This window comes from Bradyrhizobium sp. MOS001 (assembly GCF_004634465.1).
GTDB lineage: Bacteria > Pseudomonadota > Alphaproteobacteria > Rhizobiales > Xanthobacteraceae > Bradyrhizobium > Bradyrhizobium barranii.
Window position 1 is genome coordinate 1 of the sequence record NZ_SPVJ01000001.1, and the last position, 16,520, is coordinate 16,520.

General features: G+C 65.2%; 16 protein-coding genes. 4 read left to right on the plus strand and 12 right to left on the minus strand.

Going from position 1 to position 16,520, the window contains the following annotated elements:
• Positions 1 to 116: 116 nt before the first annotated feature.
• The 10 genes from aat to CT676_RS00050 all read right to left on the minus strand — a co-directional run bounded on the left by aat (position 117) and on the right by CT676_RS00050 (position 9,981).
• A complete protein-coding gene (gene aat, locus CT676_RS00005; RefSeq protein ID WP_135213473.1) occupies positions 117 to 797 on the minus strand; it encodes a leucyl/phenylalanyl-tRNA--protein transferase in 681 nt (226 codons plus the stop codon).
• 48 nt (positions 798 to 845) lie between these two features.
• Entirely contained in the window at positions 846 to 1,961 is a 1,116-nt protein-coding gene (locus CT676_RS00010; protein WP_135213474.1) for a histidine kinase dimerization/phosphoacceptor domain -containing protein, read from the minus strand.
• Positions 1,958 to 2,398, minus strand: coding sequence for a response regulator (locus tag CT676_RS00015; RefSeq protein ID WP_135213475.1), 441 nt, complete (start codon positions 2,396 to 2,398; stop codon positions 1,958 to 1,960). The genes CT676_RS00010 and CT676_RS00015 overlap by 4 nt, the downstream gene beginning before the upstream one ends.
• A complete protein-coding gene (locus CT676_RS00020; protein ID WP_094184055.1) occupies positions 2,395 to 3,912 on the minus strand; it encodes an ATP-binding protein in 1,518 nt (505 codons plus the stop codon). Before CT676_RS00020 ends, CT676_RS00015 begins: the two co-directional genes overlap by 4 nt.
• Positions 3,913 to 4,015: 103 nt before the next feature.
• Positions 4,016 to 5,371, minus strand: a complete 1,356-nt coding sequence (gene accC, locus CT676_RS00025; RefSeq protein WP_135213476.1) for an acetyl-CoA carboxylase biotin carboxylase subunit — start codon at positions 5,369 to 5,371, stop codon at positions 4,016 to 4,018.
• Between the two features lie 59 nt (positions 5,372 to 5,430).
• Entirely contained in the window at positions 5,431 to 5,919 is a 489-nt protein-coding gene (gene accB / locus CT676_RS00030) for an acetyl-CoA carboxylase biotin carboxyl carrier protein (RefSeq protein WP_063983552.1), read from the minus strand.
• Positions 5,920 to 5,954: 35 nt separating this feature from the next.
• Positions 5,955 to 6,422 carry a type II 3-dehydroquinate dehydratase gene (gene aroQ, locus CT676_RS00035; RefSeq protein WP_135213477.1) on the minus strand — a complete coding sequence of 156 codons (468 nt, stop codon included), beginning with the start codon at positions 6,420 to 6,422 and terminating at the stop codon, positions 5,955 to 5,957.
• Between the two features lie 257 nt (positions 6,423 to 6,679).
• The gene (locus CT676_RS00040) at positions 6,680 to 7,474 is read right to left on the minus strand and encodes a DUF1236 domain-containing protein (protein WP_063983551.1); all 795 of its coding nucleotides are present in this window, start codon (positions 7,472 to 7,474) and stop codon (positions 6,680 to 6,682) included.
• 237 nt (positions 7,475 to 7,711) lie between these two features.
• Entirely contained in the window at positions 7,712 to 8,479 is a 768-nt protein-coding gene (locus tag CT676_RS00045) for a DsbA family protein (protein WP_135213478.1), read from the minus strand.
• Between the two features lie 98 nt (positions 8,480 to 8,577).
• Positions 8,578 to 9,981, minus strand: coding sequence for a M48 family metalloprotease (locus CT676_RS00050; RefSeq protein ID WP_135213479.1), 1,404 nt, complete (start codon positions 9,979 to 9,981; stop codon positions 8,578 to 8,580).
• Between the two features lie 177 nt (positions 9,982 to 10,158).
• Here CT676_RS00050 and CT676_RS00055 point away from each other — a divergent pair, with 177 nt between their 5' ends.
• The 3 genes from CT676_RS00055 (at position 10,159) to CT676_RS00065 (ending at position 13,428) form a co-directional block, all read left to right on the plus strand.
• A complete protein-coding gene (locus tag CT676_RS00055; RefSeq protein WP_135213480.1) occupies positions 10,159 to 11,346 on the plus strand; it encodes an aminotransferase class I/II-fold pyridoxal phosphate-dependent enzyme in 1,188 nt (395 codons plus the stop codon).
• A 106-nt stretch (positions 11,347 to 11,452) separates the two neighbouring features.
• The gene (locus tag CT676_RS00060; RefSeq protein ID WP_063983547.1) at positions 11,453 to 12,010 is read left to right on the plus strand and encodes a biotin transporter BioY; all 558 of its coding nucleotides are present in this window, start codon (positions 11,453 to 11,455) and stop codon (positions 12,008 to 12,010) included.
• Between the two features lie 83 nt (positions 12,011 to 12,093).
• Positions 12,094 to 13,428, plus strand: coding sequence for a dicarboxylate/amino acid:cation symporter (locus tag CT676_RS00065; protein ID WP_135213481.1), 1,335 nt, complete (start codon positions 12,094 to 12,096; stop codon positions 13,426 to 13,428).
• Between the two features lie 26 nt (positions 13,429 to 13,454).
• Here CT676_RS00065 and CT676_RS00070 read toward each other — a convergent pair whose 3' ends face one another.
• Positions 13,455 to 14,339, minus strand: a complete 885-nt coding sequence (locus tag CT676_RS00070) for an SDR family oxidoreductase (RefSeq protein ID WP_135213482.1) — start codon at positions 14,337 to 14,339, stop codon at positions 13,455 to 13,457.
• A gap of 91 nt (positions 14,340 to 14,430) precedes the next feature.
• Between CT676_RS00070 and CT676_RS00075 the strand changes: the two genes are divergently transcribed.
• Positions 14,431 to 15,270, plus strand: coding sequence for a helix-turn-helix transcriptional regulator (locus tag CT676_RS00075; RefSeq protein ID WP_135213483.1), 840 nt, complete (start codon positions 14,431 to 14,433; stop codon positions 15,268 to 15,270).
• On the opposite strand, the gene CT676_RS00080 is transcribed toward CT676_RS00075, so the two are convergent.
• Entirely contained in the window at positions 15,267 to 16,499 is a 1,233-nt protein-coding gene (locus CT676_RS00080; protein ID WP_135213484.1) for an FAD-binding oxidoreductase, read from the minus strand. The genes CT676_RS00075 and CT676_RS00080 overlap by 4 nt on opposite strands.
• Between the last annotated feature and the right edge of the window lie 21 nt (positions 16,500 to 16,520).

The following is a 16,520-nucleotide window of genomic DNA, read 5'->3' on the forward strand; positions in this document are numbered from 1 at the left end:
ATGGTCAGCCCTCCAAGAGCCGACCACCCATGAATCATTGAAAAATTGATTCGGGAATCCTATAAAACGCGACAAAATCAAAAATCTGCCAAAGTAGTGTTAGGCCCCATCACCGATTATGGCCGCGAGGCGACGATGTCGAGCGCGCGCGCGCCCGGGATCGCGTCACCGGCTGACAGCCTCAGGAAATCGCCGGGGTCGCCGGCGAGGGCCTTGTCGAGCAGTGCGGTGTAGCGCCGACGCGAAATCTCGACCGCGCCAAAACTCTTCAAATGATCAGTGACGTATTGCGTGTCGAGCAGCTCGAAGCCGCCATGGATCAGCCGCGCGACCAGGTGCACCAGCGCGACCTTCGAGGCATCGCGCGCGGTGTGAAACATGCTCTCGCCGAAGAAGGCGCGTCCCAGGCTGACGCCGTAGAGCCCGCCGACGAGGTCGTCGCCCTGCCAGGCCTCGACGCTGTGGCAATGGCCGAGCTCGTAGAGGCCGCCATAGAGGTCGCGGATGCGCTTGTTGATCCAGGTGTCCTCGCGCCCCGCCTGCGGCGCGGCGCAGCCGGCGATCGTTGCCTTGAACGCGGTGTTGACGGTGACGCGAAAGGCGTCCGTACGGACGGTGCGCGCGAGCCGCGAGGCCACACGAAATCCCTCGAGCGGGATCACGCCGCGCAATTCCGGCTCGACCCAGAACAGGGTCGGATCGTCGGCGCTCTCGGCCATCGGAAAGATGCCGCAGGCATAGGCACGCAACAGCACGGCCGGCGTGATTTCAGACGAAGCGGAGTCGCGCGAAGTCATGGCGCAACAATAGCAGGATCGTGGAGGTGTTGCGAAGGGGGGCGAGGGTCAGCCTGCGGCGGCGTTGTTGGTCTTGTCGGGGGCCGCGGGCGTGCGGCGGAACCTCAGCATGACGCGAGTTCCGGAATGGGCGGGGTCGCGCTCGACGGTGGCGTCGAGCTTGGTGGCCATCGCCGCGACGATGCGCTGGCCCATGCCGGTCGAGCGTGGATCCGCCTTGACCTTGTCGCCGACGCCGTCGTCGGTGATCGCCAGCAGCAGATCCTCGCCCTGCGAGGTCAGCTCGACATGGATGGGGCCGGCGCCGTCGGGATAGGCGTATTTCACCGCGTTCATCACCAGCTCGTTGACGATGATGCCGACGGCGACGGCGCGGTCCGGATCGATCTCGATCGGCTCGGCCTTCACCGTCAGGCGCGACATCCGGTTGCCTTCGGCCGAGCGGCGGAGATCCTCGAGCAGCGAATCCAGATACTGGTTCAGCACCACGCTCTTCAGGTCCTGCGAGGTGTAGAGCCGGCGGTGCACCTGCGCGACCGCGGCGACGCGGCCCATCGCGTTGGTCAGCGCCGCCTTGACCTCTTCCTGGCCTGCGGAGTTCGCCTGGAGATGCAGCAGCGAGGCGATGATCTGGAGCGAGTTGCCGACGCGGTGATTGACCTCGCGGAGCAGCAGCTCACGTTCGGCAGCGAGCGCGGCGTAGCGGTCGCGCGATGCGTGGATCTCGGCCTCGGCTTCCTCGCGCGCCTTCTGCAATTCGGCCTGGCGCAGCGCGCCGTCGGCGGCGACGTGGAGCAGAGGGATGAAGTCGCCCTTGACGTCCTTGACGAGATAATCGGCCGCGCCAGCCTTCAGCGCGGTGACCGCGATGCTGGAATCCTGCGACGCTGTGACGAACACCACCGGCGGCGCGCCTGCGATCGCCATGATCTGCTCGAGCGTCTCCAGCCCGTCGAGGCCGGGCATGTACTGGTCGAGCGCCACGACGTCGATGCAGCTGTCGGCGCTGTTTTGGGTCCCCGCGCGACGGATACGCTCCAGGCCTTCCTCGCCGCTTGCGGCATGAATGACCTTGTAGCCGCGCCGCGTCAGGCCGCGCTCGACCAGGCGGGCCAGCGCCGCGTCGTCGTCGATGTAGAGCAGTGTAGGCGGGTGCTGGTTCATGAGGCGGCGGGCGGGACCTGGATGACCGAGAAGAACAGGCCGAGCTGCCGGATGGCATTGGCGAAATTCTCGTAGTTCACGGGCTTGGTGATGTAGACGTTGCAGCCAAGCTCGTAGCAGCGCTTGATTTCCTGGCTGTCGTCGGTGGTGGTCAGCACCACCACGGGCGAGGCCTTCAGATATTTGTTCTCCTTGATCTGTTTCAGGATGTCGATCCCGGTCATGTCGGGGAGGTTGAGATCGAGCAGGATCAGGAGCGCATTGCCCTTCTGCACGAGCCCGCTGCCGTCGGCGCCGAACAGGTGCTTCACCGCGTCCGTGCCGTTGGCGAAGGGGATGATCTCGTTGTTGACGCCGGATCGGCGGATGTTGCGCTCGATCAGCCGGGCGTGGCCCTCGTCGTCCTCGATCATGATGATAGTGACGGGTTGAGTCATTGGTCGGCGTTCCGGTTGCTTGCGTTCCAGGTGATGGGCAGCGTGATGGTGAAGGTGCTGCCCGTATTCAGTTCCGATGATACCGACATGGTACCGCCGAGGCGGCGCACAAGTGCGCGCACATGCGCAAGACCAATGCCCTGACCAGGCTTGTCCTGGGTTCCCGCCCGGCGAAACAGGTCGAAAATCCGCTGGTGATCTTTCGGATCGATCCCGCGGCCATTATCGCTGATCTCGAAGATAGCGTAGCCAAGCTTGGTGCGCCCGCGGATTCTGATCTCGCCGGGGGCGCCGGCCTTGAGATATTTGATGGCGTTGTCGATCAGATTGGAGAAGATCTGCTCCAGCGCAAGGCGGTCGCTGACGAGATCCGGCAGCGGCGCGACATGGATCTCGGCCTGCGCTTCGGCGGACTGATGCGCCAGCGTCGAGACGATGGCTTCGATCAGCTCGCGGGTGTCGATCTTCTCGGGCACGAATTCGCGCCGGCCCTCGCGGGTGAGGTTGAGGATCGCCGAGATCAGGCGGTCCATCTTGGCGATCGACGACTTGATGAAGCCGAGCGCTTCGGAAAAATCCGTTGAAAGCTGCTTGTCGGGGCCTTCGAGCGTGACCTCGCCGTCAGCTAGCGGCGGGCCATCGGCCGGGACATGGGTGAGGCCGCCGATACGGCGGAAAATGTCGCCGCTGAGCTCTTCGAGTTCGCTGGTGAAGCCCATGATGTTGACGAGTGGCGAGCGAAGATCGTGGCTGACGATATAGGCAAAGCGCTGAATCTCGTTGTTGGCCTCGCGCAGGTCTGCCGTGCGTTCGTCGACGACGGTCTCGAGATTCGCGTAGGCGTCGCGCAGGCGCGTCTCGGCCTCGTCGCGGGCCAGCACCGAGCGCCGCACCAGCCAGATCGAGATCAGGGTCAGCAGCACCACGAGGCCCGAACCGATGCCGGTCATCGAGGCCGCCAGCGTCTGGCTGCGGTCGGAATTGGCCGATCGGAGCCGGAACAGACGCTCCTCCTCCTGGATCATGGAGACGGCGACTTTGCTGATCTCGGCCGTGGTGTCGGTGGAGGCGGCCTCGCGGACCTGCGCTATGGCCTTGTCCGGCCGATTCTGGCCGATGAAGTCCAACTCCTGCTTGAATTGCCCCAGCCGGATTTCGATAGCCGCGCTCAGCTTCTCGATGTTGCCGCGTTGGTCCGGATTATCGCGGGTCAGGCGCGTGAGCTTGTCGAGGGCAGGTATGATCGCTGCCACGGCTTTCTCATGGTCGGCCTTGAAATCCGCCCCTTGGGTCAGGAGATAGCCGCGGGCGGCGCTCTCGGCACGCCGGATTTCCAGCAGCAGGGCGTTGATCTGGTTCTCCGCCTCGATGGTGTGGATCACCCATTTGCTATCGTCTCTGGCCTTGTTGACCAGGTAGACGGAGCCGGCGCTGATCACGGTCAACACCAGAAGACCCGCCGAGAACAGCAGGATCTGCCACATGGAGCGCCGTCGTTGCGCTTCAGTCGTCACGACGGTCTCGCTTCGTCACGTCAACGGAACTCAAAAGGCCCCCTCGGAACTGTCCCCGTCCAGAACGCGATGGGGGCCAAAGGGTTCCACGGGAGGAGAGGGGTCACCCCGCGACCGGTTCCTTGCCCGCGAGGTACTGTTCCAGCCAGTGGATATGATAGTCGCCGTTGATGATGTCGTCCTGGCGCACCAGGTCGCGGAACAGCGGCAGCGTCGTCTCGATACCCTCGACCACCATCTCGTCCAGCGCCCGGCGCAGCCGCATCAGGCATTCGGCGCGGGTCTTGCCGTGGACGATGAGCTTGCCGACGAGGGAGTCGTAATAGGGCGGGATGGTGTAGCCCTGATAGACCGCGGAATCGATGCGCACGCCGAGCCCGCCGGGCTGGTGATATTGCGTGATGCGGCCCGGCGAGGGACGGAAGCTCTGCGGGTTCTCGGCGTTGATACGGCACTCGATCGCATGGCCGATGATCTGAATCTCGCTTTGCTTGGCCGGCAGATCGCCGCCGGCAGCGATGCGGATCTGCTCCAGCACGAGGTCGATGTCGGTGATGCTCTCGGTGACGGGATGCTCGACCTGGATGCGGGTGTTCATCTCGATGAAGTAGAACTCGCCGTCCTCGAACAGGAATTCGATTGTGCCGACGCCGAGATATTTCATCTCGCGCATCGCCTTAGCGCAGGTTTCGCCGATCTTGGCGCGTGCAGCGGCGGCAAGGACCGGCGAGGGGCCTTCCTCCCAGACCTTCTGGTGGCGGCGCTGCAGCGAGCAGTCGCGCTCGCCGAGATGGATCGCGCCGCCGCGACCGTCACCGAGGATCTGGATCTCGATGTGACGCGGCTTCTGGAGGTATTTTTCGAGATAGACGGACGCGTCACCGAAGGCGGACTTGGCCTCGTTGGCTGCCGTCGACAGCGCCACCTGGAGGTCGGCCTCGCTCTGCGCGACCTTCATGCCGCGGCCGCCGCCGCCGGCGGCTGCCTTGACCAGCACGGGGAAGCCGATCTTCCTGGCGATCGCCATCGCGTCGTCCTCGGGGCCGACCGCGCCGTCCGAGCCGGGCACCACGGGAATGCCGAGCTTCCTGGCCGTCTTCTTGGCCTCGATCTTGTCGCCCATCAGGCGGATGTGCTCGGCCTTGGGGCCGATGAAATGCAGATTGTGCTCGGAAAGGATTTCGGCGAAGCGCGCGTTCTCGGAGAGGAAGCCGTAGCCGGGATGCACGGCATCCGCGCCGGTGATCTCGCAGGCCGCGAGCAGCGCGGGCACGTTGAGATAGCTGTCCTTGGACGGCGGCGGCCCGATGCAGACGCTCTCGTCCGACAGGCGCACATGCATGGCGTCGGCGTCGGCAGTGGAGTGCACGGCGACGGTCGCGATCCCGAGCTCCTTGCAGGCGCGCAGGATGCGAAGGGCGATCTCGCCGCGATTGGCTATGAGGATCTTGTCGAACATGGTGTCCTTAAGGGACTGGCGCGCGGGAGGCGGCTAGGGCGGCTGACCGCCCACGACCATTACTCTATGATGACGAGCGGCTCGCCGTACTCGACCGGCTGGCCGTCTTCGACCAGAATCTGCGTCACCGTGCCGGCGCGCGGCGAGGGGATCTGGTTCATGGTCTTCATGGCTTCGATGATCAGCAGCGTCTGGCCGACCGAGACCTTGCTGCCGACCTCGATGAACGGCTTGGCGCCGGGCTCCGGCGCCCAATAGGCGGTGCCGACCATCGGCGAGATCACCGCGCCCGGATGCTTCGACAGGTCGGCCGCGGCTGGCGCGGCGGCAGCTGCGGCCGCCGGCAGGACGGCGGGACCGGCCGCCATCTGCATCGGCATGGTGGCGGCTACGCTGATGTTGCGGGCGACGCGCAGGCGAAGGCCGGCCCGTTCGATCTCGATCTCGGTGAGGCTGGTCTCATCGAGCAGAAGTGCGAGCTCGCGGACGAGCGCGGAATCCTCGCTGGAAAACTTTACGGCTGCTTTGTCGTCTGGCTGGCGCGCCATGTTCTGATCCGAATGTTCTGTGTGAAGAGGGAGCGTCAGGCTTTGGGCTTGATGCCGAGCTTGGCGGCAAGGCCCTGGATCGCGAGGCGGTAGCCCTCGATGCCGAAACCGCAGAGCGAGGCGAAGGCCGCGCGCGCGGTGTAGGAATGGTGACGGAAGCTCTCGCGGGCGTGGATGTTGGTCACGTGCACTTCGACGGTCGGGATCTGCACCGCGAGCAGCGCGTCGTGCAGCGCGATCGAGGTGTGCGAATAGCCGCCGGCATTGATGATGATGCCCTTCATCTTGCGGGCATGCGCCTCGTGGATGAAGTCGATCAACTCGCCTTCGCGGTTGGACTGCCGGCAGTCGGCCTTGAGGCCGTACGCCGCCGCCGCTTCGCGACACAGCGTTTCGACGTCGGCCAGCGTCGCGTGGCCATACTTCTCGGGCTCGCGCGTCCCCAACATGTTGAGGTTCGGCCCGTTGAGAACGAGGATCGTGTCGGTTGCTGGTTCGGCCATTCCAATCCCGCAAGAGGTGCTTCGGCGTGGCGGGGGTTATAGGTAACAAAGCGCCCTAGGGGAAGCCTTGAAGGACCTCCCAGGGGGCTTCAAACAGCTCATCCGGGGTGCAAAAACCTGTGCGGAAGCTACGGAAATTGCTTGTTAACCAGTTCTAATCGTGGCTGCCGGGCGGGATAGGCAGGGGAGGCCGCCCAATAGGCCAAAAGCCCCTGCCGATCTCTCGGCAAGGGCTTATCGGGCGTCAGCCAAGCGGCTTAGCCTTCGATGATGTACACGATCTCGCGCGTCTGCGGACGGACGATGATGTACTGTCCGCGGACGTAGATCACGTCATAGCCGCGCCACTCCGGATAGATTTCCACGATCCGGGGCGGCAGCGGATGGAAGCGAACGGATGCCGGGATCGCGGCGCCGACCGAGATGTTGAAGTTGACGTTCGTGGTCTCTTCGATCTTGGTCGACTTGATCGCCGTTGAGATCTCGGTCCGCTTCTCGGCAGGCGGTGCCGCAGCGGTCGCAGGCGCGGCGCCGGTCGTGGTCTGAGACTTGGTGTCGGCAGCCTTGCTGTCCGCGCCCTTGGTCTGGGCGTTCATGTTGCCGCTCTTGGTGTCAGTCTCGGTGCTCTTGGACTTGTCCATCTGGGACTTGTCCATCGTGCTCTTGGACTTGTCCTGCGCGCCCTGGGCGTGCTCACCCTTCGTCGCGCCGGCCTTCTCGTCAGCCGCGTTCTTGTTCATCGTGCCGGATTTTTCCATCCCGCCTGACTTTTCCATCGCACCGGATTTCTCCGTCGCGCCAGACGACTTCTCCTCGGCTGCTCCGCCGGGCTTCATGGCGCCGCCAGCCTGGCCGACGGTGCCCCTCTCGGGAGCGGCTTCCTTGCCCATCGCGCCACGTTCAGCTGCGCCACCGGCGGGTTGCGAATGTTGCGTCGGCTGCGCGCCGGCCCCGCCACCGCTATCGCGGTTCATGGTGCCCTGTGCGTTCGCCAGCCCGGTGCCTGCGACGAGCGCGAGCGCGGCGACCGAGATCATAAAGCGGTTAGACATCAAATTTCTCCTCACGTGTTTCTTTGCGTCATTGCCCGCGCCACCAACGAAAGGAGATTTGAGTTGTTCCGGAACATCGGCGGTTCCGGGGTATTTGTTTCTTAAACGCGAGATGAATGCGCGCGCCGGATTCGCGCCAGAATTCGCGCAAAGCTGCGGTCAACGAAAAAGGCCGGCTGTTCAGCCGGCCTCGTCGCATGCGCAGATTGTGAAATGCGGGATCAGCAGGTCGCCTTGTTAGCAAGTCGCCTTGCCGCAACGGGCAACGCCGATCTTTTCCTTCAGGCCTTCGAGGCCGACGGCGCCGATCACGATCTGCTTGCCGATCACGTAGCTCGGCGTGCCGTTCATACCCATCGCTTCGGCGAGCTTGAAATTCTCCTCGATGGTGGCGCGCACCTCGGGGCTGCCGATGTCCTTCTCGATCTTGGCGGTGTCGAGGCCGGCTTCCTTGGCCGCCTGCAGCGCGCGCGCCTTGTCGGCGGCGCCACGGCCGCCGAGCAGCTTCTGGTGGAAGTCGAGGTACTTCTTGCCGGTGGGATCCTGCATGCGCACGGCGACCGCGACCTGCGCCGCTTCGACCGAGCCCTGGCTCAGCACCGGAAACTCCTTCAGCACGACCTTCAGCTTCGGATCGGCCTTCATGAGGTCGAGCATGTCGCCCATCGCGCGCTTGCAGTAGCCGCAATTGTAATCGAAGAACTCGACGAAGGTGACGTCGCCGTCCTTGTTGCCGAGCACGACCTGGCGCGGCGAGTTGAAGATCGCATCGGAGTTCTGCGCGATGCTGGCTTCGTGCTTCTGCGTTTCGGCCGCGGCCTGGCGCTTGGTGAGCTCGGTCATCGCTTCCTCGAGCACCTCGGGATGGGTGACGAGATAATTCTTGATGATCGCCTCGATGTCGGTGCGCTGGGCATCCGAGAAGCTGTCGGCCGACGCGGGAACGGCTGCGCCGAACATGGCGAGCGCGAACAGCGCGGGAGCAAGCAGGCGCAGCGAAGGCATAGGCAAATCCTCTTATCGAAAGCTGGTTTCGGAAAACGTCCCGGCGGACTTAAGCTCGGTGTCGTGACGTCGTGGTGTCAGGCGTCGTCTTGGTCGCGTTAGTTGCGCGGCGGCTTGGCCGCCACGATGTCGTCGGCCTTGACCCATCCGGGCGTGCCGACGGCGAAACGGGTTTTCGCGCGCGTGGCGAGCTCGCGGGCGGTCTTGTTGTCGCCGCGCAGATAAGCGGCCTGCGCCGACGCCAGATCCGCCTCGGCATAGTCGCCCTTCCGGCCATAGGCCATCGCGAGCTGCATATAGCCGAGCGCAGCCTCCGGTTCCCGTGCCACCGCGGCCCGGAGAATCCGAACGGCATCATCGGTGTAGGCCTTATTATCCGATCCAACCAGAGCCTGCCCAAGTAACATCTCGATGAGGGGGGCGTTGTTGGACAGCTGCACCGCCTTGCGCAGGGCAGGGATCGCTTCGGCCGGCTTGCCGCCCTCCAGCAGGGCCTGGCCGCGCACCTCGTAGAAATACGGGTTGTTCGGCTGGACCTGGATCAGCGCGTCGATCTGGGCCAGGGCGCTGCGTAAATCGCCGTGCAGATAGGTGCTGATGGCGCGGGCATAGCGCGCCGGCATGCTGTCGTTCGTCTGGGGATAGCGGCGGTAGACCGTCTCCGGCCGCTCCATGAACGCGGAGATCTTGGCGCGCGCCATGTCGTGGCGGAGCTGGAGCGCGGGATCGTCCTTTTTGTCCCAATAGGGGCTGGAACTGGCGAATTCCTGAAGCGACGCGACGCGCTCGGCGGGCATCGGATGCGACTGGAGATAGGGATCGGCGCCGCGGGACGCGAACAGGCTCTCGCTGGTGAAGCGCTTGAAGGTCTCGTACATGCCCTTCGGCGACTGCTGGGTCGCGGTCAGGAATTTCACGCCGGCGCGGTCGGCGTTCTCCTCCTGCTGGCGCTGATAGGACAGCAGCGTGCGGCGGATCATCTCCTGCGGTCCGGCGATGGCGGCGGCACCGGCATTGGCGAGGCCGTTGTTGCCGGCGCTGTTGCTGCCTCGGGTGCTACCCACGGCAATCGCTCCGGCCCCGAGCAGCATGGCGATGATCATCTGGGTCTGTGCGTTGGCGAGCTGTTCGCGCAGCTTGGACAGATGGCCGCCGGCCAGATGCCCGGTCTCGTGCGCGAGCACGCCGATGATCTGGTTCGGCGTCTCCGACTGCATGATCGCGCCGTAATTGACGAAGATGCGGCGGCCGTCCGCGACGAACGCGTTGAACGAGCTTTCGTTGATGATCACCATCTGGATGTTCTGCTTTTCCAGACCGGCAACGCGCAGGATCGGGCGCGTGTATTCGCGCAGCAGCTGCTCGGTCTCGGTGTCGCGCAGGATCGGCGGTCCCTTGGCCTGCGCATGCGCGGCCGGCATCGGCAACAGCGCGATCGCCGCGGCAGTGACGAGGGCGGTGAGGGCGGAGGCCTTCTTGCGCAATGCGATCTGGAGCAACATCAGGCGGTCTGGGTCAAACGGTCTTGATCAAGCAGTTTCGTGATTGGTTTTTGGCGATTGGCGGCGGACCGGATACGAGATATGCCCTTATGAGCCGTACAATGCGGCCAGTCTGGGGCGCAAGCGCCCCGTTTCCGGGACCGAACCGACCGGTTCGCCAGCGAATAGCAGAATTCGATGCACGATGCGACATTGAGGAACCGGGTGGGGCAGTGGCTCGAGCCCTCCCGCCGCAGCGATGTTCCCCCGTTCATGGTGATGGACGTGATGGCCGCCGCGGCCCGAATCGAGGCGGCAGGCGGCCATGTCATCCACATGGAGGTCGGCCAGCCCGCAACCGGCGCCCCACAGACCGCGATCGCGGCCGCCCATGCGGCGCTCGAGGCGGGGCGGATCGATTACACCTCCGCGCTCGGCATCCCCTCATTGCGCGAACGCATCGCGCGCCACTATCGCGATGCCTATGGCTGTGATGTCAGCCCCGAGCGGATCGTGGTGACGACAGGCTCCTCCGGCGGTTTCATCCTGGCTTTCCTGTCGATGTTCGCGCCCGGCGACCGCGTCGCCGTGACGGTGCCGGGCTATCCGCCCTACCGCCACATCCTCACCGCGCTCGGTTGCGAGCCGGTGCTGATCGAGACCACCAATGACACGCGCCACGCGCTGACCGGCGAGGCGCTGCTGGCGGCGCATCGCAAGGCGCCGCTCAAGGGCGTGCTGGTCGGTAGCCCCGCCAATCCGACCGGGACGATGATGTCCCGCGAGGCGCTCGCCGGCCTGATCGCTGCGGCGGAAGACGCCGGCATCCGCTTCATCTCGGACGAAATCTATCACGGGCTCGACTACGCGTTTCCGGCGGCAACGGCGGCGGCGCTGTCGGAGCACGCACTCGTGATCAACTCGTTCTCGAAATATTTTTGCATGACGGGCTGGCGCGTCGGCTGGATGGTCGTGCCCGAGATCCTGGTGCGGCCGATCGAGCGGCTGCAGCAGAACCTGTCGATCTCGGTGCCGTCATTGTCGCAAATCGCGGCCGAAGCGGCCTTCGACGGCGCGGCCGAGATGGAGGAGATCAAGCACGGCTATCAGGAAAACCGGCGCATCCTGATCGAGGGATTGCCCAATGCGGGCCTCAGCAAGTTCCTGCCTGCCGACGGCGCCTTCTATCTCTATGCCGACGTCTCGGACTTCACCTCGGACAGTTTCGAGTTTGCCAAGCAGATGCTGGAGCAGGCGCACGTTGCGGCCACGCCGGGTCTCGATTTCGATCCGATCCATGGTCGTTCGTTCATACGGCTCTCCTATGCGCGTTCGGCAGCGGAGATGCGGGAGGCAGTTGACCGGATCGCTCACTGGCTTAAATAGCCGCGAGTTTTCGACAGCCGTTTCGACACCAGCCCTGCGGAGTTCAACTTTGTCTGACCGTTCCCTCGCGTCCGTCGCCACGCCGCATTCTCCTCTCGCCGCATTGATGTGGCCGACCCGTCCGGGTGAAACCGTCGGCGCACTTCGCGCCGTCGTGCTGATTGCGCTCGGCACCGCCTTGATGGCGCTATCAGCCAAGGTGAATCTGCCACTGCCTTACGTGCCCATGACCCTGCAGACGCTGGTCGTGCTGATGATCGGCGCCGCCTATGGCTGGCGCCTTGGCAGCGCAACCATGATCGCCTACCTCGCCGAAGGCGCGATGGGGCTGCCGGTGTTCGCCGGCCCGGTCGGTGGAATTGCACCGCTGGTCGGCCCGACTGCCGGCTACCTGTATGGCTTCGTGCTGGCTGCCTTCATCACCGGCTGGCTGGCCGAGCGCGGCTGGGATCGCAACGTCGTGTTCCTGTTTGGAGCAATGGCGCTCGCCCATGTCGTCATCTTCATCGCCGGCTTCGGCTGGCTGGCCTACGTCATCGGCCTTGGCGCAACCAAGGCTTGGGCGGTCGGCGTCGCGCCGTTCATTGCGGCATCGGTGGTCAAGAACGCGCTGGGCGCCGCGCTGATGCCGGCGGCCCGCCGGATCGTCGATCGACGCGGGTAAAGCGCACCATTCCGAGCAGTTCCGATTGACAGAGCCGGCCAAGTTGATCTTGGCTGGCTCTGAGTTTGAGGGGGAGTGAAACAATGACGACGACAACGATGGCGGGGGCGCCGGTCGCGCCGGCCGCCGCCAAGCCTTGGTACAAGGTTCTCTACGTCCAGGTGCTGATCGCCATCGTGCTCGGCGCCCTGGTCGGCTGGCTGTGGCCGTCGCTCGCCACCAACGAGTGGATCAAGGCGATGGGCGACGGCTTCATCAAGCTGATCAAGATGGTGATTGCGCCGATCATCTTCTGCACCGTGGTCTCCGGCATCGCGCATATCCAGGACGCAAAGAAGGTCGGCCGCATCGGCGTCAAGGCGCTGGTCTATTTCGAGGTCGTCTCGACCTTCGCGCTGGTGATCGGACTCATCATCGGCAACCTGGTGAAGCCGGGTGCGGGCTTCGGCAGCGCCGCCGCCAACGCGCAGGCCGTCGCCAACTACGCCAAGCAGGCCGAGGGCCAGAGGTCGGTCGACTTCATCCTGCACATCATCCCCGACACCGTGGTCGGCGCCTTCGCGCAAGGCGAGATCCTGCAGGTGTTGCTGTTCTCGGTGCTGTTCGGCTTCGCCATCATGGGCCTCGGCGAGCGCGGCCATACCATCCGCAGCTTCATCGATGACGCCGCGCATGCGGTGTTCGGAGTCATCTCCATCGTGATGCGCGCGGCGCCGATCGGCGCCTTCGGCGCAATGGCCTACACCATCGGCAAGTTCGGCACCGGGGCGATCCTCAACCTGGTCGGCCTGATCGCGACGTTCTACGTCACCGCGGCGCTGTTCGTATTCGTCGTGCTCGGAACCATCGCGCGCCTCGCCGGCTTCTCCATCTTCAAGTTCCTCGCCTACATCAAGGACGAGCTGCTGATCGTGCTCGGCACCTCGTCCTCGGAAAGCGCGCTGCCTTCCTTGATGGAGAAACTCGAGCGCCTCGGTTGCTCGAAGTCGGTGGTCGGCCTCGTGGTGCCCACGGGCTATTCGTTCAATCTCGACGGCACCAACATCTACATGACGCTGGCGACGCTGTTCATCGCGCAGGCGCTTGGCTTCGATCTCACCTTCGGCCAGCAGCTCACCATCCTGGTGGTGGCGATGCTGACCTCGAAGGGTGCCTCCGGCATCACCGGCGCGGGCTTCATCACGTTGGCCGCGACGCTCGCCGTGGTCGATCCGCGCCTCGTGCCGGGCATGGCGATCGTGCTCGGAATCGACAAGTTCATGAGCGAGTGCCGCGCGCTGACCAACCTCTGTGGCAACGGCGTGGCCTGCGTGATCGTCGCCTGGTGGGAAGGTGAGCTCGACCGCGACAAGCTCAACGCCAACCTCGCCAGGCAGATCGATCCGACCGACCTGGAAACGGCCGTCACGACGGACTGATCTGCCGGTGGCGGCGCCGCGCGCCGTCAGACCTTGAAGTAGTAGGGCTGGTCGAGATCCTCGATCAGCCCTTTTTCTTTCGGCGCCCAGCCGAGCAAAGCGCGCGTCCTGGCGCTTGAGGTCGGAACGTCGATGCCGGCGAACTGTGCGAACCAGCCGAAATGCGCGGCTGCTTCCTCAGGCGATTTGGACACGACGGGGACGCCGAGCCTTCGGCCGATCAACTCGGCAATCGCCTTGAACGGCACGCCTTCCTCGGCGATCGCATGATAGCGCCGCGCGGTCGCACCTTGCTCCAGCGCGAGACGATAGACGCGCGCGGCGTCGAGGCGGTGCGCGGCCGGCCAGCGGTTTTGGCCTTCACCGATATAGGCGGCGGCGCCTTTCTCCCGGGCGAGCGCGATCAGGCGCGGCACGAAGCCGTGGTCGCCCTCGCCATGGGTCGTGGGCGGCAGCCGCACGATGCCGGTGCGGACGCCGCGCTCTGCGAGGTCTTCGGCGGTGGCTTCCGAGACGCGCGGAAAGTGGCGGGCCGCCGCATCGTCTTCGGTCGCGAGCCGTCCGGGCGCCAGCAGCGCCACACCTGATGTGACGATGAGAGGGCGGTCGGAGCCTTTGAGTTCCTCGCCGAGCGCCAGGATCGCGCGACGGTCGAGCTCGCAATTGTCGGCGAATTTCGAGAAGTCGTGGTTGAAGCCGAGATGCAGGACACCGTCCGAAGCGGCGGCGCCGCTGCGTAAGGACGCATGATCCTCCAGCGACCCACGATGGATCTCGGCGCCCATCGTGGTGAGCGCTGCGACGCCGGCATCGGAGCGGGCGAGGCCGAGCACGCTATGGCCGGCGGCCATCAGGTCTCGAACGACGGCGGAGCCGACGAAGCCGGTGGCACCGGTAACGAAAACACGCATGCGAATTCTCCTGGGGTTGGTGGAGAGAACCATCTGCGTTAGAGTTATCCGGGTAAAGTAGTGACGTTATCAGGGTATAATCGCTAACAGGATGAGCGAGAGCACTGCCGCCGAGAACCTGCTTGGGGTCTATCTGAAGGACCGTCGCACCCGGCTCGATGCAGCCGCGTTCGGCTTCTCCGGCAGCCGCAGGCGCACGCCGGGTCTGCGCCGGGAGGAAGTGGCCCAGCGCGCCAATATCAGCTCGACCTGGTACACTTGGCTGGAGCAGGGCCGCGGCGGGGCGCCGTCGGCCGACGTGCTCGACCGGATCGCGCGCGCGTTGATGCTGACCGATGTCGAGCGCGAGCACCTGTTCCTGATCGGCCTCGGCCGCCAGCCCGAGGTGCGCTACCAGGCGAGCGAAGGCGTCTCACCGCGGCTGCAACGCGTGCTCGATGCGCTCTCATTCAGCCCGGCGCTGGTACGCACCGCGACCTGGGACGTCGTCGCCTGGAATCGCGCCGCAAGCGTCGTGCTGACCGACTACGGCGCGATCCCGCCGGGACAGCGCAACATCCTGCGCTTCATCTTCTGCGATCCGCGCGTGCGCGCCGCGCAATATGACTGGGACAGTGTGGCACGCTTCGTGGTGGCCGCATTCAGGGCAGACGCGGCGCGAGCAGGTGCCGTCTCGCATGTCGCCGATTTCGTCGACGAGCTCTGTCGGACAAGTCCGGAATTCGCGGCGCTCTGGCGCGACAATGACGTGCGCCATCATGGCGACGGCACCAAGCGGCTGCGGCATCCCGTTCACGGCACGATGTCGTTCGAATATTCGAGCTTCAATGTCGAGGGCCGCTCCGATCTCAGCATGATCGTCTACAATCCGGCGACGCCTGAAGACGCCGACCGCATCAGGAAGATGCTGGCCGAGCGCGCCGACAGCTAAAAGCGCTCAGGCCGGTATGGCGTCGGATCGATCGCCGGCGTCTCGCCGCTCATCATCTCGGCGAGCAGGCGGCCGGTCGCGGGCCCGAGCGTAAAGCCCTGGTGGCCGTGGCCGAAATTCATCCAGAGGCCCGGGTGACGCGGCGCTTGCCCGAGCACCGGCAGCATGTCGGGCGTGCAGGGGCGGGTGCCGAACCACGGGTCGGGCTCGACCCGCTTGCCGAGGTCGATCAGCTCTCGCGCGGAAGCTTCGGCACTGGCGAGCTGCACGGGCGTTGCGAGCGCGTCCATGCCGGTCAATTCCGCACCCGTGGTGATGCGGATGCCCTTCGCCATCGGACCCATGGCGTAGCCGCCGGCCTTGTCGACCAGCGGCAGATCGAGTGATGCGCCGCCGCTGTAATGCATGTGGTAGCCGCGCTTGCGCACCAGCGGAATGCGGTATCCGAATTTGTGCAGCAGATTGGGCGACCAGGGCCCCAGCGTCACGACGGCGGCCGCAGCGTCTATGGTTCCCTGGTCCGTATCGACCGACCAGTCGGTCGCGGTCTGCCGCAAGGTCTGGGCATCGCCGAGCACGATGGTGCCGCCGAGGCGCTCGAACAGCTCGGCATACGCCGTGACCAGTGCGCCGGGATCGGACACGGTCCAGGTGTCGAGCCAATGGATCGCGCCGGGCAGGTCGTCGCGCAGAATCGGTTCGGCCTTGGCGAGCTCGGCCCCCGAGAGCGCGCGAAACCTCACGCCGAATTCGCGCTGGTCTTGTTCCGCCGCCTTGACGGCGAGATCGAAGGAGGCTGCGTCGCGATGCAGATGCCGGTAGCCCGCGCGGCGGATCAGATTGTCGGCATGGGCTTCGCGAATGAGGATGTCGTGCTCCGCCGTCGCGTAGGCGATCAGCCGCGCCCAGGCGTCGATCGCCTCGCGATGCCGCTTCGGCGCCGAATGCCACCAGTAGCGGAGCAGGGGCTCGATATGGAGATGAAGCGACGACAGGCTGTAGCGCACGTCGTTGGTGCGGCCGGTCGCGATCTTCAGGAGCGAAGCGAGGTCGCGCGGCATCGGATAGGGGCGCACGGCTTCGGCCTGGATCATCCCGGCATTGCCATAGCTGGTCTCGCGGCCCGGCTCCCTGCGGTCGACGAGCGTGACCGACCAGCCGCGCTGCCGGAGGTGCAGCGCCGCGCTCACGCCGATCATGCCGCCGCCGAGAACAATTGCGCTTTGCATCGAAACTGACCTCGCTAAATC

Bases quoted from the DNA above. Each gene is read 5' to 3' on its own strand.
- aat (WP_135213473.1), bottom strand. From the start codon at position 797: ATGACTTCGCGCGACTCCGCTTCGTCTGAAATCACGCCGGCCGTGCTG.
- CT676_RS00010 (WP_135213474.1), bottom strand. From the start codon at position 1,961: ATGAACCAGCACCCGCCTACACTGCTCTACATCGACGACGACGCGGCG.
- CT676_RS00015 (WP_135213475.1), bottom strand. From the start codon at position 2,398: ATGACTCAACCCGTCACTATCATCATGATCGAGGACGACGAGGGCCAC.
- accC (WP_135213476.1), bottom strand. From the start codon at position 5,371: ATGTTCGACAAGATCCTCATAGCCAATCGCGGCGAGATCGCCCTTCGC.
- accB (WP_063983552.1), bottom strand. From the start codon at position 5,919: ATGGCGCGCCAGCCAGACGACAAAGCAGCCGTAAAGTTTTCCAGCGAG.
- aroQ (WP_135213477.1), bottom strand. From the start codon at position 6,422: ATGGCCGAACCAGCAACCGACACGATCCTCGTTCTCAACGGGCCGAAC.
- CT676_RS00040 (WP_063983551.1), bottom strand. From the start codon at position 7,474: ATGTCTAACCGCTTTATGATCTCGGTCGCCGCGCTCGCGCTCGTCGCA.
- CT676_RS00045 (WP_135213478.1), bottom strand. From the start codon at position 8,479: ATGCCTTCGCTGCGCCTGCTTGCTCCCGCGCTGTTCGCGCTCGCCATG.
- CT676_RS00050 (WP_135213479.1), bottom strand. From the start codon at position 9,981: ATGTTGCTCCAGATCGCATTGCGCAAGAAGGCCTCCGCCCTCACCGCC.
- CT676_RS00055 (WP_135213480.1), top strand. From the start codon at position 10,159: ATGCACGATGCGACATTGAGGAACCGGGTGGGGCAGTGGCTCGAGCCC.
- CT676_RS00060 (WP_063983547.1), top strand. From the start codon at position 11,453: ATGTGGCCGACCCGTCCGGGTGAAACCGTCGGCGCACTTCGCGCCGTC.
- CT676_RS00065 (WP_135213481.1), top strand. From the start codon at position 12,094: ATGACGACGACAACGATGGCGGGGGCGCCGGTCGCGCCGGCCGCCGCC.
- CT676_RS00070 (WP_135213482.1), bottom strand. From the start codon at position 14,339: ATGCGTGTTTTCGTTACCGGTGCCACCGGCTTCGTCGGCTCCGCCGTC.
- CT676_RS00075 (WP_135213483.1), top strand. From the start codon at position 14,431: ATGAGCGAGAGCACTGCCGCCGAGAACCTGCTTGGGGTCTATCTGAAG.
- CT676_RS00080 (WP_135213484.1), bottom strand. From the start codon at position 16,499: ATGCAAAGCGCAATTGTTCTCGGCGGCGGCATGATCGGCGTGAGCGCG.